Raw genomic sequence first — 25,292 nt, 5'->3', positions numbered from 1 at the left:
AAACTTTCACCTTTTTCGGATGGTAATCGACCAACCTTAACGATTATTCTCACAACGCAGTCGGAGGCCACATGCCTTTCTTCTGTAGTTTTACTACTCGTCTATACAGGCGAAAGGCTGAAATGCTCAAAGATTTGTAGTAAAACTACACGCCGCCGGAACAACCTGTCGGCAATCCAAGAATTTTAAATCGTCTGCCCACAAGGCCAGTCGCAAACTCAGGCAACCGATTCTGGAAGCCTTTCCGCCCTGGAGCAAGCCATGCAAGACCTCGATCCCGTCGAAACCCAGGAATGGCTGGACGCCCTGGAATCGGTTCTCGACAAAGAAGGCGAAGACCGTGCTCACTATCTGATGACCCGTATGGGTGAACTGGCGACCCGCAGCGGTTCGCAGCTCCCTTACGCCATCACCACGCCTTACCGCAACACCATCCCGGTAACCCACGAAGCACGCATGCCTGGCGACCTGTTCATGGAACGCCGCATTCGCTCGCTGGTGCGCTGGAACGCGATGGCCATGGTAATGCGTACCAACCTGAAAGATTCTGACCTGGGTGGTCACATCTCCAGCTTCGCTTCCAGCGCGACCCTGTATGACATCGGCTTCAACTACTTCTTCCAGGCCCCGACCGACGAACACGGCGGCGACCTGATCTACTTCCAGGGCCACACCTCGCCAGGCGTTTACGCCCGTGCATTCATGGAAGGCCGCATCACCGAAGACCAGATGAACAACTTCCGCCAGGAAGTCGACGGTCAGGGCCTGTCGTCCTACCCGCACCCTTGGCTGATGCCTGACTTCTGGCAGTTCCCGACCGTATCCATGGGTCTGGGTCCGATCCAGGCGATCTACCAGGCACGCTTCATGAAGTACCTGGAACACCGCGGTTTCATCCAGCCGGGCAAACAGAAAGTCTGGTGCTTCCTGGGCGACGGCGAGTGCGACGAGCCGGAATCCCTGGGCGCGATCTCCCTGGCCGGCCGCGAGAAGCTGGACAACCTGATCTTCGTCATCAACTGCAACCTGCAGCGCCTCGACGGCCCGGTTCGCGGCAACGGCAAGATCATCCAGGAACTCGAAGGCGTGTTCCGCGGTGCACAGTGGAACGTGACCAAAGTCATCTGGGGCCGTTTCTGGGACCCACTGCTGGCCAAAGACGTCGACGGCATCTTGCAACGTCGCATGGACGAAGTCATCGACGGCGAGTACCAGAACTACAAAGCCAAAGACGGCGCGTTCGTTCGCGAGCACTTCTTCAACACGCCTGAACTCAAGGCGATGGTTGCCGATCTGTCCGACGACGAGATCTGGAAACTCAACCGTGGCGGCCACGACCCGTACAAGGTCTATGCGGCGTACCACGAAGCGGTCAACCACAAAGAACAACCGACCGTCATCCTGGCCAAGACCATCAAGGGTTATGGCACCGGTGCCGGCGAAGCGAAAAACACTGCGCACAACACCAAGAAAGTCGACGTCGACAGCCTGAAGTTGTTCCGTGACCGCTTCGACATCCCGGTCAAGGACGAAGAGCTGGAGAACCTGCCGTTCTTCAAGCCAGAGCCAAACAGCGCCGAAGCCCGCTACCTGAGCGAGCGCCGTGCCGCACTGGGCGGTTTCGTACCGCAGCGCCGCGCGCAGAGCTTCAGCGTACCGACCCCGGACCTGGACACCCTGAAAGCCATCCTCGATGGTTCGGGCGACCGTGAAATTTCCACCACCATGGCTTTCGTGCGAATCCTCGCGCAACTGGTCAAGGACAAGGAAATCGGCCCGCGCATCGTCCCGATCATCCCGGACGAAGCCCGTACCTTCGGTATGGAAGGCATGTTCCGTCAGTTGGGCATCTACTCCTCCGTCGGCCAGCTCTACGAGCCAGTCGATAAAGACCAGGTGATGTTCTACAAGGAAGACCAGAAAGGTCAGATCCTTGAAGAAGGCATCAACGAAGCAGGCGCCATGAGTTCGTTCATCGCTGCCGGTACTTCGTACTCCAGCCACAACCAGCCGATGCTGCCGTTCTACATCTTCTACTCGATGTTCGGCTTCCAGCGTATCGGTGACCTGGCCTGGGCCGCTGGCGACAGCCGTACCCGTGGCTTCCTGATCGGCGGCACCGCCGGCCGTACCACCCTGAACGGTGAAGGCCTGCAGCACGAAGACGGTCACAGCCACCTGCTGGCCGCGACCATCCCGAACTGCCGCACCTACGATCCGACCTACGGCTACGAGCTGGCGGTGATCATTCAGGACGGCATGAAGAAGATGACCGAAGAACAACAGGACATCTTCTACTACATCACCGTGATGAACGAGTCGTACCAGCAGCCAGCCATGCCGGCCGGTGCCGAAGAAGGCATCAAGAAAGGCATGTACCTGCTCGAAGAAGACACCCGCGATGCGGCGCATCACGTACAGCTGATGGGCTCCGGCACCATCCTGCGTGAAGTGCGTGAAGCGGCGAAGATTCTGCGTGAAGAGTTCAACATCGGCGCCGACGTATGGAGCGTCACCAGCTTCAACGAACTGCGTCGCGACGGCCTGGCCGTAGAGCGCAGCAACCGTCTGAAGCCTGGCCAGAAGCCTAAGCAGAGCTACGTTGAAGAGTGCCTGAGCGGTCGTAAAGGTCCGGTGATTGCCTCTACCGACTACATGAAGCTGTTCGCCGAGCAGATCCGTCAGTGGGTACCGTCCAAGGAATTCAAAGTCCTGGGCACCGACGGTTTCGGCCGCAGCGACAGCCGCAAGAAACTGCGTCATTTCTTCGAAGTCGACCGTCATTTCGTGGTGTTGGCAGCCCTGGAAGCACTGGCTGACCGTGGTGATATCGAACCTAAAGTCGTGGCCGAGGCCATCGTCAAGTTCGGCATCGACCCGGAAAAACGCAACCCACTGGACTGCTGAGGAGACATTTTGTGAGCGAACTCATTCGCGTACCTGACATCGGCAGCGGTGAAGGTGAAGTAATTGAACTGTTTGTGAAGGTCGGTGACCGTATCGAAGCCGACCAGAGCATCCTGACCCTGGAATCGGACAAGGCCAGCATGGAAGTGCCGGCCCCGAAAGCCGGCGTCATCAAGAGCCTGAAAGTGAAGCTGGGCGACCGCCTGAAAGAAGGCGACGAACTGCTTGAGCTGGAAGTCGAGGGCGCCGCTGAAGCGGCCCCTGCACCTGCTGCTGCACCGGCTGCAAAAGCTGAAGCCAAACCGGCTGCCGCACCTGCTGCTGCCGCGCCAGCCGCTGCCCCTGCTGCCGCTTCGGTGCAGCAAGTGCACGTGCCGGACATCGGCTCGTCGGGCAAGGCGCAGATCATCGAGATCCAGGTCAAGGTCGGCGACACCGTCGAGGCTGATCAATCGTTGATCACCCTGGAATCCGACAAGGCGAGCATGGAAATCCCGTCGCCTGCCGCGGGCGTGGTCAAGGCCATCAGCGTCAAGCTCAACGACGAAGTCGGCACTGGCGACCTGATTCTGGATCTGGAAGTGGCGGGTGCTGCGGCCCCGGCTGCGGCCGCTCCGGCTCAGGCTGCCGCGCCGGCCGCTGCCGCTGCGCCTGCTCCTGCGGCAGCCCCGGCTGCTCCAGTGGCTGACAGCGTTCAGGACATCCACGTTCCGGACATCGGTTCGGCCGGCAAGGCCAAGATCATCGAAGTCCTGGTCAAGGCTGGTGACAGCGTTGAAGCCGACCAGTCGCTGATCACTCTGGAATCCGACAAGGCAAGCATGGAAATCCCATCGCCTGCCGCTGGCGTGGTGGAAAGCGTCTCGATCAAGCTGGACGACGAAGTCGGTACCGGCGACCTGATCCTCAAGCTGAAAGTCAAAGGCGCGGCCCCTGCTGCCCCGGCTCCAGCTGCCGCCGCTGCTCCTAGCGCTCCGGCGCCAGCCGCTGCTGCTCCGGCTGCCGCTGCACCTGCTGCTGCCGCTCCGGTTGCTGCTCCGGCCAAGCCAGGCGCGAAAGTTCACGCCGGCCCTGCCGTGCGTCAACTGGCCCGTGAGTTCGGCGTCGAGCTGAGCGCTGTCGGCGCCAGCGGTCCGCACGGTCGCATTCTGAAAGAAGACGTGCAGGTTTACGTCAAAGCCATGATGCAGAAGGCCAAGGAAGTACCGGCCGCTGCCGCTGGCGCAACCGGTGGCGCGGGCATCCCGCCGATTCCGGTCGTGGACTTCAGCCGCTTCGGTGAAATCGAAGAAGTGCCGATGACCCGCCTGATGCAGGTCGGCGCTGCCAACCTGCACCGCAGCTGGCTGAACGTGCCGCACGTGACGCAATTCGACTCGGCGGACATCACCGAGCTGGAAGCCTTCCGTGTTGCACAGAAAGCCGTCGCGGAGAAGGCCGGCGTCAAGCTGACCATCCTGCCGCTGCTGCTCAAGACCTGCGCGCACCTGCTCAAGGAACTGCCGGACTTCAACAGTTCGCTGGCGCCAAGCGGCAAGGCGATCATTCGCAAGAAGTACGTCAACATCGGTTTCGCGGTCGACACTCCAGATGGCCTGCTGGTACCGGTCATCAAGAACGTCGACCAGAAGAGCCTGCTGCAACTGGCCGCAGAAGCTGCTTCGCTGGCTGAAAAAGCCCGCACCAAGAAGCTCTCTTCGGACGAGATGCAAGGCGCCTGCTTCACCATTTCCAGCCTCGGCCACATTGGCGGCACCGGCTTCACGCCGATCGTCAACGCGCCGGAAGTGGCGATCCTCGGTGTTTCCAAGGCAACCATCCAGCCAGTCTGGGACGGCAAAGCCTTCCAGCCGAAACTGATGCTGCCACTGTCGCTGTCCTACGATCACCGTGTGATCAACGGCGCCGCCGCTGCACGCTTTACCCAGCGTCTGGGCAGCCTGCTGGGCGACATCCGCACCATCCTGCTGTAAAGCATTCGGCCCTCCGGCAACGGAGGGCCGGTTGCGTTCCACGTTTTCGAGCGCCACACGCTCGTACCTCAACCCCGTCAGTTTGACGGGGCTTTTTTTTGTCCGAAGAAAAGTTACAAGGGTCTTATTCCTACAACTTCGGTCTACTTAAGCCACGAGCCCAGTCCACTTCGCGCCGATATTTTTTATCCGCCGACAACTAACCTTGGCGACACAAGTTAAACGAATAACTTGCTAAACACTGACCGTTATTCAAGTATCAATTCGAATGGATTCGAACATGTTAAAACCAACTGTCGGCCCGATTATTGGCCATGTAACAACTAATCACGCACGCATTTTTATGCGCGGCGACTCGCAAAACAATGCCGGCGTATTTGCCGGCCTGCGTTATCGAAAGCGCGACAGCAAACAATGGTCAAATAGCCTTTTTTCCCGTTTAAGTGCATTGCGCGATTTTTGCCAGGTCTTTTCATTGAATGACCTGGAGAGCCATTGCGAGTACGAATATCAGGCGGGCTGGTTCAGCCCCATGAGCCCTGTGCATACCGTCGAGAGCATCGCCGAATTGCCTTTGCAATGGCCGCGCGAGATCTACCGCTTCCGCACCCGCGCCAGCGACGCCGCACAGCCACGGGCTTATATCATCGGCTCCTGTCGCTACCTGCGCATGACCGCCGGCATTGCTTCCCTGCCCCAATTTGGCGACCGTATATTCGCCTCGATCAATCAGTTGATCGAAGGCGCCGAACCCCCGATCAGCGCCACCCTGATGACCGGAGACCAGATCTATGTCGACGACCTCAACCTGATTGCCCCGGATCGCGAATACAAGGACATCCTCGAAAAATATCGCACGGCGTTCTCACAACCGAATATTCAGCAGCTGATGTCCGGCACTTCGACTTACATGATCCTCGACGATCACGAAATTGAAGATAACTGGCCGGCGAACGCCAGCAAGTCCGATCATGAGTTATATCGCAATGCAATGGCGGCGTATGAGTTGTATCAAGCCAGTCATAGCCCGGCGCATGAACTAACAGTTGATGGCGAGATTGATCATTCGAAACTGGCGCATTACTGGTATCAGTTCAGCGATGGTGATATTGAATGGTTTGTCACTGATAGCCGCACTCGGCGCAACCTGGCTGCTGATGATCGACGCATCCTGGACAGCGAGCAGGAACAGGCCTTGGTCGCCTGGCTGAGCACCAGCAAGGCACGGGTCAAATTCGTGGTCACCAGCGTGATGTTCTACCCGGATCGCAAACTGCACGGCGACGATGCGTGGAAAGCCTTCCCGGGGCAGCGCCTGCGTCTGCTGGAAACCATTCGCACCCGACAGATCAGGAATGTCGTATTCGTCTCGGGCGACGTGCACGGCTCGCTGACCTCGCGCCTGACCCACAGCGAAGACCCGGACTTCGAAGTCCATACCATCGTCTCCTCGCCGTTGTGTAACAGCAAACTGTTGCCCTATGCCAAGGCGTCGACGTTCATTCTTGATCAGCCACTGGTGCGCACTGCAGCGGGCGACTATCAACACGAGTTGACCTGCGCAGTGGTCAGCGAAGACAACTTCGCGCATATGGTGGTCGAGACTGATCAGATTTTGATCAGTTACCATGATCGGGATGGCAAGAAGCTGCAATCGATCAGCCTTAAATTACGTTGAGATCCTGAAAGATCGCAGCCTTCGGCAGCTCCTACATTGGTATGCATCGCCTGCAGGAGCTGCCGCAGGCTGCGATCTTTTGCTCTTTTCCAAGAGGGGCTGGAGAAATGCGCTATGCGGCCGACACATTCTTATAGCACTTGGCCTTCATCTCTCTTGTCAGTCGGTGCCGCAATGATGCAACCTTGCCGCAGGCAACAGTCAAGAGGGCGAGAGCCCGGCGCGTTCAGCATATTTCCAAGCGAGTTCCTTCATGAAGAGCCAACCCGATGCCGCCAGCCGTATGGCGGCCGAGGTAGTGACGCAGTTGCCTGTGCCCTCGCGGCTCGGCATGCTGCGTTTCGAGCGCTTGAATGAAGCCAGTTGGGCGATGCTGTTTCTCGATCCCAATTGCGAACGCCAGTTCGGCCAGCCGGCCGTTGAACTGTGTGCTCTGGTCGGCTCGCCCTACGCCAGCCTGATGGAGCCCGAAGCGCGTTATCAACTGCACGACAATATTCAGCAACAACTGTGCAACAGCCCGCATTATCTGGTGCGCTACACCCTGCACACCGCCGCTGGCGACTTGAGCATCCTCGAACTCGGCGAAGCCTATAAGCAGCACAATCGGCACTTGCTGCGCGGTTATCTGCTGGTGGTCGATAATGTGTTCGACGAGGCACCAACGCTGCCCTCGGTCGACCTCGAAACGCAGAACTCGCGCCTGCAGATCGCCCTCGAACTCAACCAACGTGCCCAGCAGGAACAGCTGCAGCACCTCGATCGCGTACGCGCCCAGCAGGATCTGATTCTGCTGCTCGCGCGCCAGCGCTACAGCAGCCACAACTCGCTGCAGGAAGCCGCCGAACTGATCACCCGCTGCGCCTGCGACATCTATGAAATCGACTGCGCCAGCCTGTGGAACCTCGAAGGCAATCTGCTGGTGCCGATTTCCGCGTATCACCGCGCGACGCAGGAATACATCCTGCCGGAGGTGATCGACATCAGCGGTTTCCCCGACTACATGGAAGCGCTGCACGGCAGCCGCGCCATCGACGCGCACAATGCGATGCGCGACCCGCGCACCCGCGAGATGGCCGAAGCCCTGCGCCCGCGTGACGTCAACGCGATGCTCGACGCCAGCATCCGGGTCGACGGCCAGGTGGTCGGCGTGCTCTGTCTGGAGCAGACTGGGGTCACCCGCGCCTGGCAGTCCGATGAAATCGCCTTTGCCGGTGAGCTGGCGGACCAGTTCGCCCAGGTCATCAATAACCACAATCGCCGCACCGCCACCAGCGCCCTGCACCTGTTCCAGCGCGCGGTCGAGCAAAGCGCCAACGCCTTTCTGCTGGTCAATTGCGACGGCGTGGTCGAGTACGTCAACCCGAGCTTCACCGCGATTACCCAGTACTCCACCGAGGAAGTCCACGGCCAGCGCCTGTCGGAACTGCCGGCGCTGGAGAACCTCAGCGAGCTGCTGTTCGACGCGCCTTCGGCGCTGGCCAAGAGCAACAGCTGGCAGGGCGAATTCAAGAGCCGGCGCAAGAACCTCGAACCGTACTGGGGCCAGTTGTCGATCTCCAAGGTGTACGGCGACAACCGTGAGCTGACGCACTACATCGGCATCTACGAAGACATCACCCAGACCAAACTGGCGCAGCAGCGCATCGAACGCCTGGCGTACACCGACAACCTGACCAACCTCGGCAACCGCCCGGCGTTTATCCGCAATCTGGACGAGCGCTTCGCCCGCGATAGCGATACGCCGATCAGCCTGCTGCTGGTGGACATCGACAACTTCAAGCGGATCAACGACAGCCTCGGTCACCAGACCGGTGACAAGTTGTTGATCAGCCTCGCCCGTCGCCTGCGTAACAGCCTCAGCCCGAGTGGCAGCCTCGCGCGCTTCGCCAGTAACGAGTTTGCGGTGCTGCTCGACGACACCGACCTCGCCACCGGCCAGCAGATCGCCAACCAGTTGCTGGCGACCCTCGACAAACCGATGTTCGTCGACAACCAACTGATCAGCGTCACCGGCTCCGTGGGCCTGGCCTGTGCGCCGCTGCATGGCCGCGATCCGCAGACCCTGATGCGCAACGCCGGCCTCGCGCTGCACAAGGCCAAGGCCAACGGTAAACACCAGGTCCAGGTGTTCACCGAGGCACTGAATGCCGAGGCCAGTTACAAGTTGTTCGTCGAGAACAACCTGCGCCGCGCCCTGACCCAGAACGAGCTGGACGTGTTCTACCAGCCCAAGCTGTGCCTGCGCAGCGGTCGCCTGCTGGGCATGGAAGCGCTGCTGCGCTGGAACCACCCGGAGCGCGGGATGATTCGCCCGGACCAGTTCATCAGCGTTGCCGAAGAGACCGGCCTGATCATTCCGATCGGCAAGTGGATCGCGCGTCAGGCCTGCCGCATGAGCAAGGCGCTGACCGCCGCGGGCATGGGCAACCTGCAAGTGGCGATCAACCTCTCGCCGAAGCAGTTCTCAGACCCGGATCTGGTCGCCTCGATCGCCAATATCCTCAAGGAAGAAGCGCTGCCGGCCAATCTGCTCGAACTGGAGCTGACCGAAGGCCTGCTGCTGGAAGCCACCGAAGACACCCACTTGCAGCTCGACCAGCTCAAGCGCCTGGGCCTGACCCTGGCCATGGACGACTTCGGTACCGGTTACTCGTCACTCAGCTACCTGAAGAAATTCCCGATCGACATCATCAAGATCGATCGCAGCTTCATCCACGAAATCCCCGACAACCAGGACGACATGGAAATCACCTCCGCGGTGATCGCCATGGCCCACAACCTGAAACTCAAAGTCGTGGCCGAAGGCATCGAGACCGCCGAGCAACTGGCGTTCCTGCGTCGCCACCGCTGCGACGTCGGCCAAGGCTACCTGTTCGACCGGCCGATCCCCGGCGCCGAGCTGATCCAGGCGCTCAAGCGCTACCCGCGTGGCCCGCTCTGCCTCTAGCCCCCACAGATATCCCTGTCGATGAATTCCCCTTGTGGGAGCGGGCTTGCTCGCGAATGCGGTTTGTCAGGCAATGTTGATATCGACTGATACACCGCATTCGCGAGCAAGCCCGCTCCCACATTTGAATAGTGCGAAATCCGGCATCATTGGGCACACTGGCGGTCTGACTTTTTACATCCCATCCTGACTGAGAGGAACGATCATGGTTCTACGCTCGGAAATTCTGGTGAACAAAAACGTGCTACCGACCAAAGATCAAGCTCTGCCCGGCCGCGAAACTGCGATGACCCTGCCTGAAAAGCATTTCGTCTTCGAAGAAACTCCGCTGCTCGGCCCGTTTTTCCAGGACGTCGACTTTGCGATCTTCGGCTTGGGTTGCTTCTGGGGTGCGGAACGCCGTTTCTGGCAGCGCGAAGGCGTGGTCAGCACGGTGGTCGGCTACGCCGGCGGCTACACGCCGAACCCGACCTACGAAGAAGTCTGCTCGGGCCTGACCGGCCACGCTGAAGTGGTTTTGGTGGTGTACGACAAGGCCAAAGTCAGCTACGAAGAGCTGCTGGCGATGTTCTGGGAACTGCATAACCCGACTCAGGGCATGCGCCAAGGCAACGACATCGGCACCCAGTACCGTTCGGTGATCTACGCCACCTCGCCAGAGCAACTGGACGCGGCGCTGAAGAGCAAAGCGCTGTATCAGGCTGAACTGTCGAAGGCGGGTCTGGGCGAAATCAGCACCGAGATCGAACAGGCGCCGACCGTGTACTTCGCTGAGGCGTACCACCAGCAATACCTGGCGAAAAATCCTGAAGGTTATTGCGGGATTGGCGGCACCGGTGTGTGCATGCCTCCGAGCCTGGCGGGTAACTAAGTCCTAAAAGCATCGCGGGCAAGCCCGCTCTCACGAGGTCGTGCGCGATTCCAGAATCTGCGCGAACCCTGTGGGAGCGGGCTTGCCCGCGAAGGCGTCCGATCAGACACCGTTAAACCAATTGATCAGCTCTCGGCGATCAACCAATCCATCTGCCACCCACCCTGGGTCTGCCCAAGCTTTTTGGCCAACCACGGCAACAGCTCACGCAATTCTTCCTCCAGCCCCCACGGCGGATTGGCAATCGCCATCCCGGAGCCGTTCAGGCTGTTCGGCGTATCCAGCGGATGCACCAGCAACTCTACGCGCAGCAACTTCGGCGCGCCGGTACCGGCCAGATCCTGATAAAACCGCCGCAACGCACGCTGATCCTTCACCGGGTACCAGATCGCCGCCACGGTTTGACGCATCCGGCCAATCGCCTCTTTCAGCGACGCCGCACACTTTTGCATCTCGTCGAGCTGCTCGAACGGCGGATCGATCAGCATCACCGCGCGTTTCTCCTGCACCGGCAGCATCGCCCGTGCCACATGCCAGCCCTCGCCCAGATGCACCTTGACCCGACGGTCACCGGCCATGTTCTCTTTGAGCTGCACGCCGTCTTCCGGGTGTTTCTCGTTGAGCATCACCCGGTCCTGCGGCCGGGTCAGACGCCGCGCCAACTCCGGCGAACCCGGGTAGTAGCGCAACTGGCCATCCGGGTTCATCTCGTGCAGCACCTTCATGTAGTCGGCAGTCAGCGCCGGCAGATCCGGCTGATCCCACAAGCGCGCGATGCCTTCCAGATACTCGCCGGTGCGGTTGGCCTGATCGCCCTGCAGGTCATACAGACCGATACCGGCGTGGGTGTCGAGATAGGCAAACGGCTGCTCCTTGCGCGAAATCAGGGCGATGAGGCGGGTCAAGGTCAGGTGTTTGAACACATCGGCGTGATTGCCGGCATGGAAGGCGTGACGATAATTCATGGCTGCTCCTGCGAGGGCCGTGAAGTTTACCTTTTACCGGCCGGCAAGTCAGGGGTTGGCGGCCGAGCGGCCTCCAACAGCAAAGATCGCAGCCTGCGGCAGCTCCTACACAGAATTGGCGTACCCCCTGTAGGAGCTGCCGAAGGCTGCGATCTTCTGCTCTTGCCTTTGTGACGAGGGAGCTTGCTCCCGCCGGGTTGCGAAGCGTTACAAGACCTAAATCCCGATTCCGTCTGACACCGCGACAATCTGGTTACGGCTGCTGCGCAGCCAAGCGGGAGCAAGCTCCCTCGCCACAAAAACTGTCTCAGGCTTACAGGGATGGGTTGCCGAGGCGTTTGCCGATGACATCCAGCACATCGCAGCCGTCACGCAGCGGAATGGCGCAGAGCATGGCGAAGTCGCTGAGGATGATCGAGTCGCATTCGACCGAGCCGCGCATGCACATGTTTTCCAGCACCTGCGGTAGTTTTGGGCGGTCTCCCGCAACTCTATGAGCAACATAAAGAAACATCTTCCTCAGGATAACCGTCGTCTCACGAGCGAAGGGAGTGCGAATATCCGCTCCACTGAAAACCTGTAAAGAGGGAAATTTACATGGGAAGGAAAGTGGTCGGAATCGGCGCGCCTACATCAACTGGTGGTGTGGTTCTGGAAGGAAACGTTGGAATCAACATTGATTACGCGGTGAGCACTTCATCCATCGGCCACATGGCAAGTTGTCCTGTATGCCCTCCGGGCAAAGGTCCCATCGTAGCTGTCGGCCCACGAACAATCACTTTACCGGCTGGCCTGGTTGCACTTGAGGGCGACTATGTCGCGTGTGGCTGCCCCCCAAAATCCAACACTGTTCTCTTTGCTCAATCCTCTGTCTTTGGTGGCGGGGAACATAGCGCTGCGAGCTTTTCTCCCATCGTCCCTTTGATCCCTGAACCGAAGAGCATCCAGCGCATAACGTTCTCGTATGGAGAAAACCAGACACCCGTCGATTCGATATCGCGCTTCTATTGCGACTTGAATATTCATGTGAAAACTTCCGGCTATTTACCGGGAGAGACCGTGGCTGTAACGATCAGCGGTACGACAGAAAAAAAACTGACCGGGACGGTGGGGGCAAAAGGCATAGCGATCATTCCAAACGCTTTTCAAGGTGAATTCTTCGACATGGAAGGAGAAGTCTAGTGGCTCAGCTCAATATCAGTGCCGGTGGCGTAACCTCAAACATAGTTGTCAAAAGACCAAAGTTCAGCACCCTATGGACCGCCTACGCAGAGGTCGGCCTCAAAAACTCGATTGATGTTTATGCACTGGTTGGAGGTAATGTCGAAGCGGCCAGAGCAGAAAAGCCTGATGCTTACGCGAACGCTTGCGCCCTTAGAATAAGTAGAGGATTTAACTATGGCGGCTACAAAATCCCGAAAGGAACGATCATTCCCAGCAAATCCATCTATCGCCTTGCCGGCGCAGACCAACTCCCGTACATCATGAAGGTCGCAGATTTCCTTGCCTTCCTGAAACACAATTGGGGGGCTCCGGATCATGAATTGAAACTCAGTGAGGCTGACTTCATCAATGGCAAGAAAGGCGTGATTATTATGGAAATCACCGGGTGGACCGACGCGACCGGTCATGCGACCTTGTGGAACGGTAGCTCCACCGGAGACAACAGCGACTACCATCGCCCGAATAGCCACACTTATGATCGGCCAGACGTAAAACTCGAAAAAATCAATTTCTGGGAGCTAAAGGGATGAAATTCCAGCTATTCATTGCGGTAGGTATTCTTGGCGCATCTGTAAATGCCTTCTCAAGTGAAGCAGATCTAACCACCGCAAGAGTTTCATTGAAGAATTACGGCCTCGCCAACTGCATATCAAATCAATTCAAGAGTGAATCAGATATCAAATCGGATCTCGGCCTCGCTATTGGCGCTTACTCCGTAATGGGCAAGGGACAACACGCGATTTTGCAGAACGAAGACACACTTGAAGTCATCCATGATCCCTATGTGGAAACAGAGAAGTACGTGGCGGATGCTTACGCCAAGACTTCTTCAACCAGCAAGCAGTCTGGAAAAAATATCGTGTTCTATTCTTGCCTTGAAATTTACAACTCCCCTGCATTCGACGCCTTTATCAAGTCACAAGATCAGTATCTGCAGAACTAATTCTTCTCAGCAGGCTAGTGATCCTTCCATCGATAGAGGCTGGAAGGATCTATTCATAATTGTGACGTTAAGGCATCGCGCTCAAGCGTTTGCCGATGACATCCAGCACATCGCAGCCGTCACGCAGCGGAATGGCGCAGAGCATGGCGAAGTCGCTGAGGATGATCGAGTCGCATTCGACCGAGCCGCGCATGCACATGTTTTCCAGCACTTGAATAACGGCGCGGATGCGGTGGTTGGCGGCGTCCCTGAGGATGTCGAGGGGAACTTGGGTATCGATGAACAGGGTGGGCATTTCGCTGCAATTGCCGGTCAGGGCCATGAAGCGATTATCGGGATGGGGGATAACTTTTTCGTAGGGTGGATCGGGTTTAAGCATCGTCATATTTGAGCATTCTCGAAGTTCTAAATAGAGACTGACATCGACCTTCCTACGGGTTTGGGTGGCAGCCATGCGCGGGAGTAGGAACTGAGGAACTTCAAATCAGCCACGTCGAAACGTGTCCCGCACACAGCCGCCATAAAAGGCGTTGTGGACACTGGTTAAGTGTCGCAACCAATCGACGGTACTGATGCACATTTGAAGTTCGGGTTCCTACACCCTGCCACCACTCTCGCAGTGACAACGAAAAGACTATCCCCGCAACCCACCGCCCACCAGTTCATGAAATCCGCCGCAACTCGCGGGAAATTTCCGAAGCCTTCGCCCGGAAATTTCATTCTGCTTCGTCCTGCAAATACGCCAACAGCACCGATGGCGACGATTCTTCCGACGCTGAAACCTGAAAAAACTGCTGAACCTTGCAGCGCAACACAGTCTGCGGGAACGTCTCGTAGAGTGCCGGATGCTCCTCGCTCAGCCACTGCAGCGCATTGCCGATCCGGACTCCATCCCCTGCTGAAGCCAGTACCGACTCAGGCACCCTCCACCAAGGAAAAACCCGCCCCGAAACCTGCGCCCTGCCCCCGATCTCCACGGCCTGTCCGTTGATCAAACCGCGCGAAATCACCGGGATCAACTGCGCCGATTGCACTTCGTCGGACTGCAGGATCGGCAACACAAACCGCCCATCCCAGAAGCGGAAAAACACCTCTTTGCCGTCCGGCATCAGCACCTGAGTCAGGCTGCGAAAGTGCTCGACCAGCACTTCCAGACTCGCCGAAGACACCGCCAGCCAACCCCAGTCGCAAGACTCGGTAGAGGCCACCCAATCGAGAAACTCACTGTCGGTAGCGACAATTCCCACGAAGGGCATCACCGCGTCCCACTCGGCGTAGATCGTCTCCGCCCATATCGGCTTAGGTGCGACCAATGGAGGCCTGGCGTCGCTGGCGTTACTGAAGATCGCGAACAGTTGTTCCGAAGGTTTCAGCGGTTCACGCGCCAGCCACTCTGCCGGCATGAGGCAATCAGGCTGCACAAACACCATCCTTGCAACGCTCACACTCTTCGCAGAACGGCGCATCGCCTTTGAAACTCATGATTTGTGCGGCGGTGAGCATGGCCGCCGGCGCTGCGGCAAGTTTCTCCGGCAACCCCGGCACCACCGGCGCGGCACTCATCGCTGCCATCGGCGCGCCGCCCACGACAATCGGCACGCTGCTGAAAATTCCACCCGGCCCAATGTTGATCCACTGCCCGCCGGCCTGAATCGTCGCGCTCGCGCCGCCGTCGATTACCACTTGTTGCCCGGCACTGACGTGGATTTGCGCGCTGGCGCTGGTTGCCTGATTGCTCACCCTGATATGCCGATCGCCGACCACGGTCAAGTGATCGTCCTGCTTCACTTCGGTCTGCCGCTGACCGTGGGTGGTGCGTTGCTCATCGGCCTTCAACTCATGTCGCGCGGTGCCGGTGACAACGATGCTGCGCTGGTTGTCGACCTGCACCTGTTGGTCGTTCAACACATGCTGAGTCCAATTTCGCTGGGCACGCAGATAAATTTCCTCCGCTCCTTTTTTATCCTCGATGCGCAGTTCGTTGTAGCCGCCACCGCCGGGACTGCTCTGGCTGCGGAAGATGCTGCGGGTCTTGTCCGCTGGCAGATCCAGCGGCACCGGCGTCGCGGCGTTGGGCAGACAACCCATGACCAGCGGTTTGTCGGCATCGGCGTCGATGAAACCGACCAGCACTTCCATGCCGACCCGTGGAATCAGCACGCTGCCGTAACGGTCATGGGCCCAACCGCTGGCCACGCGCAGCCAGCAACTGGAATGCTCGTTCAACTCGCCATCGCGATCCCAGGCCAGTTGCACCTTGACCCGACCGTACTCGTCGCAATGGATTTCCGTGTCTTGCGGCCCGGTGACCACGGCAGGTTGATAGCCGAGCATGCGCGGTTTTTCCGGTCCCAACGCCGGGCGAAAGAACACATCCCACGGCGTGGCAAGAAAGGTATTACGGTAACCCTGGAATGCTTCCCCATCGCTGGTCACCGACTCCTCCAGCACTTGCGGCTGTCGGCCGTGGTGTTCGACCGAGGTCAGCAGCCACAGGTCGTTCCAGTCGCTACGCGGATGGTCGATCAGTTGCAGGAAATGTCCACAAACCAATGCGGATTCGTCGCTGACGCCCTCGGCCTGACGGTAATCGGCGACATGTCGCTCCAGCGCTCTTTGGGCGAGGTGCTTGCCGGTTTCACGATCGTTGAATTGGCCGGGGAATTGATAATCCTCGAGCACCGGGCGCAGCTCACCGTCGACTCGACTTTGCAACTGCAGACGCGGCTTGATGAAGTTGTAATCGCGCCGGGTCACTACGCTGGTACGGGTCTCCACGCGAACATTGAAACGATTGATCGCCGGCGCGCCACCGGCCATGCCGCTGCCGGGCAGATACAGCGTCGGTCGAGCCAGTTTCGGGAACACCGTCTGATCATCACCGAACACCAACAGGTGACCTTCCGGGCTGTGCTGAAAGTGGTAATGAATGCCGACTTCGGCGCACAGGCGCTGGATAAACGCGAGGTCACTTTCGGCGTATTGCACGCAGTACTCGCGCTCCGGGTACTCGCTGCTTAGGCGAAATTCGAAAGCATCGCGCAGGATCGCGTGATCCTTGAGGATCCTTGCAACAATCTGCGGAACCGTCTGATGCTGAAAGATCCGCTGATTGATTCGGTGCGCGAGGTAGGTCAGACGCGGGACAAGACTGAGGTGATATCGCGTCAGACGCTTCCCGGAATCACCCTGCCCGACCTGATAAATCTGACCATGAACACCGGAACCTTCCGCATCGAATCTCAGAAACGCCTGACGGTGCAGCAGGCTTTCGAGGTCCAGATCCGGTCGCTCACTGACCAGTTCCAGCTCGAAACGAAAGGGTTGGCTGATGGCTTCCTTGCCCGTGAACTCAAGGACTTTGAGATCAATTTGGGCGCCTTCTAGGGTCAACGTGAAACGCGGTTGATTGGCAGGCGCGAACATCCGATGTCTCTCTGCAGATTGAGGGCGGGCGATTCTGCATGAGGGGCAAGGGGTGTTGGGTGGGTGACGGGAAAATCAGATTTGCCCTACTTTTTCTGGCGAAAAAGCCTTCGAAAATCGGAGCATGCGACTACAGACAACCTCTCAAACTCACCACCGAACAACTGTGGGAGCGGGCTTGCTCGCGAAAGGGCCGTGTCAGTCGACATTGATTTCATTTGACCCACCGCATTCGCGAGCAAGCCCGCTCCCACAGGGGATCTATGCTGAGTCAGGGGTATTGCAGGCATAAAAAACGGCCCGCCTCCAGTAGGAAACGGGCCGCTCTCTTGTGAGCCGAAGCTCAATGCATCACTTGTTCAGGTGGAAATCTTTTTCCGCCGCTTCGAAGCGCTGCACCATACCTTTGGTTGGCTCGCCCATTTTGCTGACGATGTAGATGGCCAGACTGGCGAAGATGAAGCCCGGGATGATTTCGTACAGACCCAGCAGTTCGAAATGCTTCCAGACCACTACGGTGATCGCGCCGACCAGGATGCCGGCCAGTGCGCCGTTGCGGGTCATGTCTTTCCAGATCACCGAGATCAGCACCACTGGGCCGAACGCGGCACCGAAACCGGCCCAGGCGTAGGACACCAGGCCCAGTACGCGGTTTTCCGGATTGGCGGCCATGGCGATAGCGATCAGCGCCACCAGCAACACCATCGCGCGGCCAACCCACACCAGTTCTACCTGGGAGGCGGATTTGCGCAGGAAGGTTTTGTAGAAGTCTTCGGTCAGGGCGCTCGAGCACACCAGCAACTGGCAGCTCAGGGTGCTCATCACAGCAGCCAGAATGGCCGACAACAGCACGCCAGCAATCCATGGGTTGAAGAGGATTTTCGCCAGCTCGATGAACACCCGCTCGTGGTTCTCGGTCACGGGACCGGCGACTTCCGGGTGCGCCGAGAAGTAGGCGATACCGAAGAAGCCCACAGCGACGGTGCCGCCCAGGCACAGAATCATCCAGGTCATGGAGATGCGACGGGCGTTGGCAATCGACTTCACCGAATCAGCGGCCATGAAACGCGCGAGGATGTGCGGTTGACCGAAGTAACCCAGACCCCAGCCCATCAGCGAGATGATGCCGATGAAAGTGGTGCCCTTGAGCATGTCGAAGTTGCTCGGATCCTGCGCCTCGATGGCCAGGAACGTGGTATCGACGCCGCCGGTGGCCAGCAGCACGATGATCGGCGTCAGCAGCAGGGCGAAGATCATCAGCGTGGCTTGCACGGTGTCAGTCCAGCTCACCGCGAGGAAACCGCCGACGAAGGTGTAGGCAATCGTCGCCGCAGCACCGGCCCACAGCGCCGTCTCGTAGGACATGCCGAAAGTGCTTTCGAACAGACGGGCGCCAGCCACGATGCCGGAAGCGCAGTAGATGGTGAAGAACACCAGAATCACCACCGCCGAGATGATACGCAGCAGGCCGCTTTTGTCTTCGAAACGGCTGGAGAAGTAGTCCGGCAGGGTCAGGGCATCACCGTTGTGCTCGGTCTGCACGCGCAGACGGCCGGCGACGAACAGCCAGTTCAGGTAGGCACCGACGATCAGGCCGATGGCGATCCAGCTTTCGGACAGACCGGACATGTAGATGGCACCCGGCAGGCCCATCAACAACCAGCCGCTCATGTCGGAAGCACCGGCAGACAGAGCCGTGACGACGCTGCCAAGACTGCGGCCGCCAAGAATGTAGTCAGAAAGGTTGTTGGTGGAGCGATAGGCCATGAAGCCGATCAGCACCATTGCTGCGATGTAGATCACGAACGTGATCAGTGTTGGATTGCTTACGCTCATTAAGTACGCCCTGGCTTTGTTTTTATGTAGCAGCGGTGATCTATCGCACACAAACGACGACGTTTGGCAGACGAATCGGGATCCCGCGCATTTAGGACTGATGTTTCCCCAGGAAAGCCACCAGCCGATGCACCGGGTATTCCCGGTTGCACCTTGGGCGCGAATGCTATGCAACAAACCAAAAAAGGTGCAACCAGTTTCTGGCGATTAAGTTGCACCTAGTCGGATATACCGATAAACAGGCCGTTTTTGCTCCTTTTTAGCGCAGTCAACTCGCTCCGCTAGAAGTAAAAGCACCAGGCAGGAGCGGCACTTCAGTACCAGAAAATAATTCCTGACGAAGCGTTTATTTTTCCGACAAAAAAAGGGTTGCACCCGGTTGCACCTCTTTCAGCGCACGGCTAATCTTGCCGCCAGCTGATGCCACGCAACTGTGGCAACCATGAGGATAAAAATATGGCTACCACCACCCTTGGGGTCAAACTCGATGACCCGACCCGCGAGCGCCTGAAGGCTGCCGCGACCTCGATTGATCGCACACCGCACTGGCTGATCAAGCAGGCAATTTTCAATTACCTGGAAAAACTCGAGGGTGGTGCAACCCTGACCGAGCTGAACGGTTTGACCGCCAAAGACACCGACGATGCCGGTGAAGTCCATACCGATCACGCCCACCAGTGCTTCCTCGAATTCGCTGAAAGCATCCTGCCGCAATCGGTACTGCGCGCATCGATCACCGCTGCTTACCGTCGCCCTGAGCCGGAAGTGGTGCCGATGCTGATCGAGCAGGCGCGCCTGCCGGCACCGATGGCCGAAGCCACCAATAAACTCGCCGCGACGATCGCGGAGAAACTGCGTAACCAGAAAAGTGCCGGCGGTCGTGCAGGCATTGTTCAGGGCCTGCTGCAGGAATTTTCCCTGTCGTCCCAGGAAGGCGTGGCACTGATGTGCCTGGCCGAAGCGCTGCTGCGTATCCCGGACAAAGGCACTCGCGATGCGCTGATCCGCGACAAGATCAGCACCGGCAACTGGCAGCCGCACCTGGGCAACAGCCCGTCGCTGTTCGTCAACGCCGCGACCTGGGGTCTGCTGCTGACCGGCAAGCTCGTTTCCACGCACAACGAAGCCGGCCTGACTTCGTCGCTGAGCCGCATCATCGGCAAGAGCGGCGAGCCGATGATCCGCAAGGGCGTCGACATGGCCATGCGCCTGATGGGCGAGCAGTTCGTCACCGGCGAAACCATCGCCGAAGCACTGGCCAACGCGAGCAAGTTCGAAGCCAAGGGCTTCCGCTACTCCTACGACATGCTCGGTGAAGCGGCACTCACCGAACACGACGCGCAGAAGTACCTGGCGTCGTACGAACAAGCCATCCACTCGATCGGCAAAGCCTCCCACGGCCGTGGGATTTATGAAGGCCCGGGCATTTCCATCAAGCTCTCGGCGCTGCACCCGCGTTATAGCCGTGCGCAGTACGAGCGCGTGATGGACGAGCTGTACCCGCGCCTGCTGTCGCTGACCCTGTTGGCCAAGCAATATGACATCGGCCTGAACATCGACGCCGAAGAAGCCGACCGTCTGGAGCTGTCGCTGGATCTGCTCGAGCGCCTGTGCTTCGAACCGCAACTGACCGGCTGGAACGGCATCGGTTTCGTGATTCAGGCTTATCAGAAGCGTTGCCCATACGTGATCGACTACGTGATCGATCTGGCTCGCCGCAGCCGCCATCGCCTGATGATCCGTCTGGTGAAAGGCGCGTACTGGGACAGCGAGATCAAGCGCGCCCAGGTCGAAGGCCTGGAGGGCTATCCGGTCTACACCCGCAAGGTGTACACCGACGTTTCCTACATTGCCTGCGCGCGCAAACTGCTGTCGGTGCCGGAAGTCATCTACCCGCAGTTCGCCACGCACAACGCCCACACCCTGTCGGCGATTTACCACATTGCCGGTCAGAACTATTACCCGGGCCAATACGAATTCCAGTGCCTGCACGGCATGGGTGAACCGCTCTACGAGCAGGTTGTCGGCAAAGTTTCCGAAGGCAAGCTGAACCGTCCGTGCCGCGTGTACGCACCGGTCGGCACCCACGAAACCCTGCTGGCGTACCTCGTGCGTCGTCTGCTGGAAAACGGCGCAAACACCTCGTTCGTCAACCGCATCGCCGACCAGTCGATTTCGATTCAGGAGCTGGTGGCCGATCCGGTGGCGCAGATCGAGCAGATGGCAACCGTGGAAGGTGGTTTCGGCCTGCCGCACCCACGCATTCCGCTGCCGCGTGATCTGTACGGTGCCGAGCGCGCCAACTCCGCCGGCATCGACATGGCCAACGAACATCGTCTGGCCTCGTTGTCCTGCGCGCTGCTCGCCACCGCGCACAACCACTGGAAAGCCGCGCCGATGCTCGGTTGCGCTTCCAGCAACGAAGCGCCAGCACCGGTGCTGAACCCGGCGGATCACCGCGATGTGGTCGGCCACGTGCAGGAAGCTAACGTCGAAGACGTCGACAACGCGATCCAGTGCGCGCTGAATGCTGCGCCAATCTGGCAGGCCACTCCGCCAGCCGAGCGCGCGGCGATTCTGGAGCGTGCCGCCGACCTGATGGAAGGCGAGATCCAGCCATTGATGGGCCTGCTGGCCCGTGAAGCCGGCAAGACCTTCGCCAACGCCATTGCCGAAGTGCGCGAAGCGGTCGACTTCCTGCGTTACTACGCGGTGCAGGCGCGCAACGATTTCAGCAATGACGCCCACCGCCCACTGGGCCCGGTGGTGTGCATCAGCCCATGGAACTTCCCGCTGGCAATCTTCAGTGGTCAGGTCGCTGCCGCACTGGCCGCCGGTAACCCGGTGCTGGCCAAACCGGCTGAGCAGACCCCACTGGTTGCCGCGCAAGCCGTACGTTTGCTGCTCGAAGCCGGGATTCCGGAAGGTGTGCTGCAACTGCTGCCGGGTCGCGGTGAAACCGTCGGTGCCGGTCTGGTCGGTGATGAGCGCGTCAAAGGCGTGATGTTCACCGGTTCCACCGAAGTCGCGCGCCTGCTGCAACGCAACATCGCTGGCCGTCTCGACAGCCAGGGCCGTCCGATTCCACTGATCGCCGAAACCGGCGGGCAGAACGCGATGATCGTCGACTCCTCGGCACTGACCGAACAAGTGGTGATCGACGTAGTGTCCTCGGCCTTCGACAGCGCCGGCCAGCGTTGCTCGGCTCTGCGCGTACTGTGCCTGCAGGAAGATTCCGCCGACCGTGTCATCGAAATGCTCAAAGGCGCGATGGCTGAAAGCCGCCTCGGCAATCCTGAGCGCCTGTCCGTGGACATCGGCCCGGTGATCGACGCCGAAGCCAAGGCCGGTATCGACAAGCACATCCAGGCCATGCGCGATAAAGGTCGCAGCGTCTATCAGGTGGCTATCGCTGACAGCGAAGAAGTCAAACGCGGCACCTTCGTCATGCCGACCCTGATTGAACTGGAAAGCTTTGACGAACTGCAACGCGAGATCTTCGGCCCGGTGCTGCACGTGGTGCGCTACAAGCGCAAAGAGATCGATCAGTTGATCGGCCAGATCAATGCCTCCGGTTATGGCCTGACCCTCGGCGTGCATACGCGCATCGACGAGACCATCGCCAAGGTGATCGACAACGTCAACGCCGGTAACGTCTACGTCAACCGCAACATCGTCGGTGCCGTGGTCGGCGTGCAGCCATTCGGTGGCGAAGGCCTGTCCGGTACGGGTCCGAAGGCCGGTGGCCCGCTGTACCTGTACCGCTTGCTGTCGACCCGTCCTACTGACGCGATCGAACAATCCTTCGCTCGCGGTGATGCGGTCGTCGCCCCGGACGTGCGTCTGCGTGATGCCATGAGCAAACCGCTGAACGCTTTCAAGGCCTGGGCCGAGAGCAACAAATACGCCGATCTGAGCACCCTGTGCGTGCAGTACGCCGCGCAGTCGCAAAGTGGCATCACCCGCGTGCTGGCCGGCCCGACCGGCGAAAAGAACAGCTACGCGATCCTGCCGCGTGAACACGTGCTGTGCCTGGCGGACGTCGAAGGCGATCTGTTGGCCCAACTGGCGGCGGTCCTGGCTGTCGGCGGTTCGGCGGTATGGCCGGAGTCCGACATCAGCAAGGCCTTGTTCGCACGCCTGCCGAAGGAAGTTCAGGCGCGGATCAAACGGGTTGCCGACTGGCACAAGGATGAAGTGGTGTTTGATGCCGTGCTGCATCACGGCCATTCCGACCAGTTGCGTGGTGTCTGCCAGCAGATTGCCAAGCGGGCCGGTGCGATCGTTGGCGTTCAGGGCCTGTCCCAGGGCGAGACCAACATTGCGCTGGAGCGTCTGGTGATCGAGCGGGCGTTGAGCGTTAACACTGCTGCGGCGGGTGGTAACGCGAGTTTGATGACCATCGGTTAAGACCCGATGAGCCAGGCAACCGCAATGGTTGCCTGACAATCAAATCCCAATGTGGGAGCGGGCTTGCTCGCGAAGGCGTAGTGTCAGTCGACATCTGCAGTGACTGATGCACCGCTTTCGCGAGCAAGCCCGCTCCCACAGTTGTTTTGGGGTGTTTGTTAAGTCGGTGCTCGGCCATGACATCACCGCCATCAATCATCGTATTCAGCCCTTATCAGCAAGCCTAGACTCGGCCCAACCCCAATTTTCAGGTAGGCCGCCATGTCCGAGACGCTGCTCAGTTCCCGCAATCTGGCTTTCGAGCTGTACGAAGTCCTCGATGCCGAGGGCCTGACCCGGCGTGAGCGCTTTGCCGAGCACAATCGCGAGACCTTCGACGCCGCCATCGGCACTGCGCGCAGCATCGCCGAGAAATACTTCGCACCGCACAACCGCAAGGGCGACGAGAATGAACCGCGCTACGAGAACGCTCAGGCGATGCTGATTCCCGAAGTGAAACCGGCGGTGGATGCGTTCCTCGAGGCGGGTTTCCTCAATGCCGCGCGCAGCTTCGAAGCGGGCGGCATGCAACTGCCGACGCTGCTGTCGCAAGCGTGCTTTGCGCACTTTCAAGCGGCGAACGCGGCGACCACCTCGTACCCGTTCCTGACCATGGGCGCGGCGAACCTGATCGAAAGCTTTGGCACCGACGAGCAAAAACAGCGCTTTCTGCAACCAATGATCGACGGGCGCTTCTTCGGCACCATGGCCCTCACCGAACCCCACGCCGGCTCCTCGCTGTCGGATATCCGTACCCGCGCCGAGCCGGCGTCCGACGGCACTTATCGGCTCAAGGGCAACAAGATCTTCATTTCCGGCGGCGATCACCCGCTGTCGGAAAACATCGTGCACATGGTCTTGGCCAAACTGCCGGACGCGCCGCCAGGGGTGAAAGGGATTTCGCTGTTCATCGTGCCGAAGTTTCTGGTCAACGACGACGGCAGCCTCGGCCAGCGCAACGATGTGCTGCTGGCCGGGCTATTCCACAAGATGGGCTGGCGCGGCACCACCTCCACGGCACTGAACTTCGGCGATAACGGCGAGTGTGTCGGCTATTTGGTGGGCAAGCCGCACCATGGCTTGAGCTACATGTTCCAGATGATGAACGAGGCGCGGATCGGCGTCGGTATGGGCGCGGTGATGCTCGGTTACGCCGGCTACCTGTACTCGCTGGAATACGCCCGCGAACGCCCGCAAGGCCGAGTGCCGGACAGCAAGGATCCGAGCACGGCGCCAGTGGCGATCATTCAGCACGCCGATGTCAGACGCATGCTGCTGACGCAAAAGTCCTACGTCGAAGGGGCCTTTGACCTCGGTCTGTACGCGGCACGGCTGTTCGATGACACCACAACACTGGAAACCGAAGCCGAGCGCAAACAGGCCCATGAGTTGCTGGATTTGCTGACGCCGATCGTCAAATCCTGGCCGTCGGAGTTCTGTCTGAAGGCCAACGAACTGGCGATCCAGATTCTCGGCGGCCACGGTTACACCCGTGAATACCCGGTGGAGCAGTATTACCGCGACAACCGCCTGAACCCGATCCATGAAGGCACCCACGGTATTCAGTCGCTGGACTTGCTCGGTCGCAAACTGGCGCAGAACGGCGGCGCCGGATTGAAGCAACTGATCCGTCTGATCGCCGACACCGCCGAGCGCGCGACTGCGTATGAATCGTTGACCGCACTGCGTGAGCCATTGGAGAAACTGGTGGCGCGCCTGCAAGCGGTGACCATCGGCCTGCTCACCGATCTGGCGCAGGGCAAGATCAACAGCAGCCTGGCGAATTCGGCGCTGTACCTGAAAGTGTTCGGGCACACGGTGATTGGCTGGCGCTGGCTGGAGCAGGCGATTCGGGCTGAGGAAGGTTTGGCCAAAGGCAATGCGGCGGATGCTGACTTCTATAAGGGCAAGCTGCAGGCGGCGCGGTACTTCCTGACGTGGGAAGTGCCAGGCTGTCACCATGAGCTGGCGTTGCTGGAGGCGCGGGATGATACGTGCCTGGCGATGCAGGATGGGTGGTTCTGATCCGGTTTGTGTGCCGCGGCTGAAATCCAATCGCGAGCAGGCTCA

General features: G+C 59.4%; 16 protein-coding genes. 10 read left to right on the top strand and 6 right to left on the bottom strand.

Annotation, left to right across the window (positions count from 1 at the left end; genetic code table 11):
• Positions 1-261 precede the first annotated feature (261 nt).
• The 5 genes from aceE to msrA all read left to right on the top strand — a co-directional run bounded on the left by aceE (position 262) and on the right by msrA (position 10,379).
• Positions 262-2,907 carry a pyruvate dehydrogenase (acetyl-transferring), homodimeric type gene (gene aceE / locus AC1RBR_RS02545; protein ID WP_003220999.1) on the top strand — a complete coding sequence of 882 codons (2,646 nt, stop codon included), beginning with the start codon at positions 262-264 and terminating at the stop codon, positions 2,905-2,907.
• Between the two features lie 11 nt (positions 2,908-2,918).
• Positions 2,919-4,880 (top strand): dihydrolipoyllysine-residue acetyltransferase, encoded by a 1,962-nt coding sequence (aceF, locus tag AC1RBR_RS02540; protein WP_492562830.1) that lies wholly within the window; start codon positions 2,919-2,921, stop codon positions 4,878-4,880.
• A 280-nt stretch (positions 4,881-5,160) separates the two neighbouring features.
• Positions 5,161-6,558: an alkaline phosphatase D family protein gene (locus AC1RBR_RS02535; RefSeq protein WP_492562828.1), complete on the top strand. Its 1,398-nt coding sequence runs from the start codon at positions 5,161-5,163 to the stop codon at positions 6,556-6,558.
• A gap of 253 nt (positions 6,559-6,811) precedes the next feature.
• The gene (locus AC1RBR_RS02530; RefSeq protein ID WP_492562827.1) at positions 6,812-9,508 is read left to right on the top strand and encodes a putative bifunctional diguanylate cyclase/phosphodiesterase; all 2,697 of its coding nucleotides are present in this window, start codon (positions 6,812-6,814) and stop codon (positions 9,506-9,508) included.
• Between the two features lie 205 nt (positions 9,509-9,713).
• The gene (gene msrA, locus AC1RBR_RS02525) at positions 9,714-10,379 is read left to right on the top strand and encodes a peptide-methionine (S)-S-oxide reductase MsrA (protein ID WP_204894363.1); all 666 of its coding nucleotides are present in this window, start codon (positions 9,714-9,716) and stop codon (positions 10,377-10,379) included.
• A 125-nt stretch (positions 10,380-10,504) separates the two neighbouring features.
• On the opposite strand, the gene AC1RBR_RS02520 is transcribed toward msrA, so the two are convergent.
• Together AC1RBR_RS02520 and AC1RBR_RS02515 are read right to left on the bottom strand one after the other, a co-directional pair.
• Positions 10,505-11,344, bottom strand: a complete 840-nt coding sequence (locus AC1RBR_RS02520) for a 23S rRNA (adenine(2030)-N(6))-methyltransferase RlmJ (protein ID WP_492562825.1) — start codon at positions 11,342-11,344, stop codon at positions 10,505-10,507.
• A 313-nt stretch (positions 11,345-11,657) separates the two neighbouring features.
• Entirely contained in the window at positions 11,658-11,858 is a 201-nt protein-coding gene (locus tag AC1RBR_RS02515) for a hypothetical protein (RefSeq protein WP_152546145.1), read from the bottom strand.
• A gap of 83 nt (positions 11,859-11,941) precedes the next feature.
• On the opposite strand from AC1RBR_RS02515, the gene AC1RBR_RS02510 reads away from it, so the two are divergent.
• From AC1RBR_RS02510 to AC1RBR_RS02500, 3 genes are read left to right on the top strand one after another with little or no spacing between them, the layout of a single operon-like run.
• Positions 11,942-12,526, top strand: coding sequence for a PAAR domain-containing protein (locus tag AC1RBR_RS02510; protein WP_007967327.1), 585 nt, complete (start codon positions 11,942-11,944; stop codon positions 12,524-12,526).
• On the top strand, positions 12,526-13,098 hold the full coding sequence (locus AC1RBR_RS02505; RefSeq protein WP_007967325.1) for a type VI secretion system amidase effector protein Tae4: 573 nt from the start codon (positions 12,526-12,528) through the stop codon (positions 13,096-13,098). The genes AC1RBR_RS02510 and AC1RBR_RS02505 overlap by 1 nt, the downstream gene beginning before the upstream one ends.
• A complete protein-coding gene (locus AC1RBR_RS02500) occupies positions 13,095-13,511 on the top strand; it encodes a T6SS amidase immunity protein Tai4 family protein (RefSeq protein ID WP_007967323.1) in 417 nt (138 codons plus the stop codon). The genes AC1RBR_RS02505 and AC1RBR_RS02500 overlap by 4 nt, the downstream gene beginning before the upstream one ends.
• A gap of 67 nt (positions 13,512-13,578) precedes the next feature.
• Here AC1RBR_RS02500 and AC1RBR_RS02495 read toward each other — a convergent pair whose 3' ends face one another.
• From AC1RBR_RS02495 to putP, 4 genes are all read right to left on the bottom strand, one after another.
• Complete coding sequence (locus tag AC1RBR_RS02495) at positions 13,579-13,896, bottom strand: hypothetical protein (RefSeq protein WP_492562821.1); 318 nt, start codon at positions 13,894-13,896, stop codon at positions 13,579-13,581.
• A 331-nt stretch (positions 13,897-14,227) separates the two neighbouring features.
• Positions 14,228-14,932 (bottom strand): DUF4123 domain-containing protein, encoded by a 705-nt coding sequence (locus AC1RBR_RS02490; protein ID WP_492562819.1) that lies wholly within the window; start codon positions 14,930-14,932, stop codon positions 14,228-14,230.
• On the bottom strand, positions 14,922-16,937 hold the full coding sequence (locus AC1RBR_RS02485) for a type VI secretion system Vgr family protein (RefSeq protein WP_492562818.1): 2,016 nt from the start codon (positions 16,935-16,937) through the stop codon (positions 14,922-14,924). The genes AC1RBR_RS02490 and AC1RBR_RS02485 overlap by 11 nt, the downstream gene beginning before the upstream one ends.
• A 351-nt stretch (positions 16,938-17,288) precedes the next feature.
• A complete protein-coding gene (putP, locus tag AC1RBR_RS02480) occupies positions 17,289-18,773 on the bottom strand; it encodes a sodium/proline symporter PutP (protein WP_095138060.1) in 1,485 nt (494 codons plus the stop codon).
• 456 nt (positions 18,774-19,229) lie between these two features.
• On the opposite strand from putP, the gene putA reads away from it, so the two are divergent.
• Positions 19,230-23,183, top strand: a complete 3,954-nt coding sequence (gene putA / locus AC1RBR_RS02475) for a trifunctional transcriptional regulator/proline dehydrogenase/L-glutamate gamma-semialdehyde dehydrogenase (protein WP_492562816.1) — start codon at positions 19,230-19,232, stop codon at positions 23,181-23,183.
• Between the two features lie 261 nt (positions 23,184-23,444).
• Positions 23,445-25,247 (top strand): acyl-CoA dehydrogenase, encoded by a 1,803-nt coding sequence (locus AC1RBR_RS02470; protein WP_492562814.1) that lies wholly within the window; start codon positions 23,445-23,447, stop codon positions 25,245-25,247.
• The last annotated feature ends 45 nt before the right edge of the window (positions 25,248-25,292 follow it).

The organism is Pseudomonas sp. GW823-FHT01D03, from assembly GCF_058798255.1.
The sequence above is the reverse complement of the archived record's forward strand: the minus strand, read 5'-3'. Positions and strand labels throughout refer to the sequence as shown.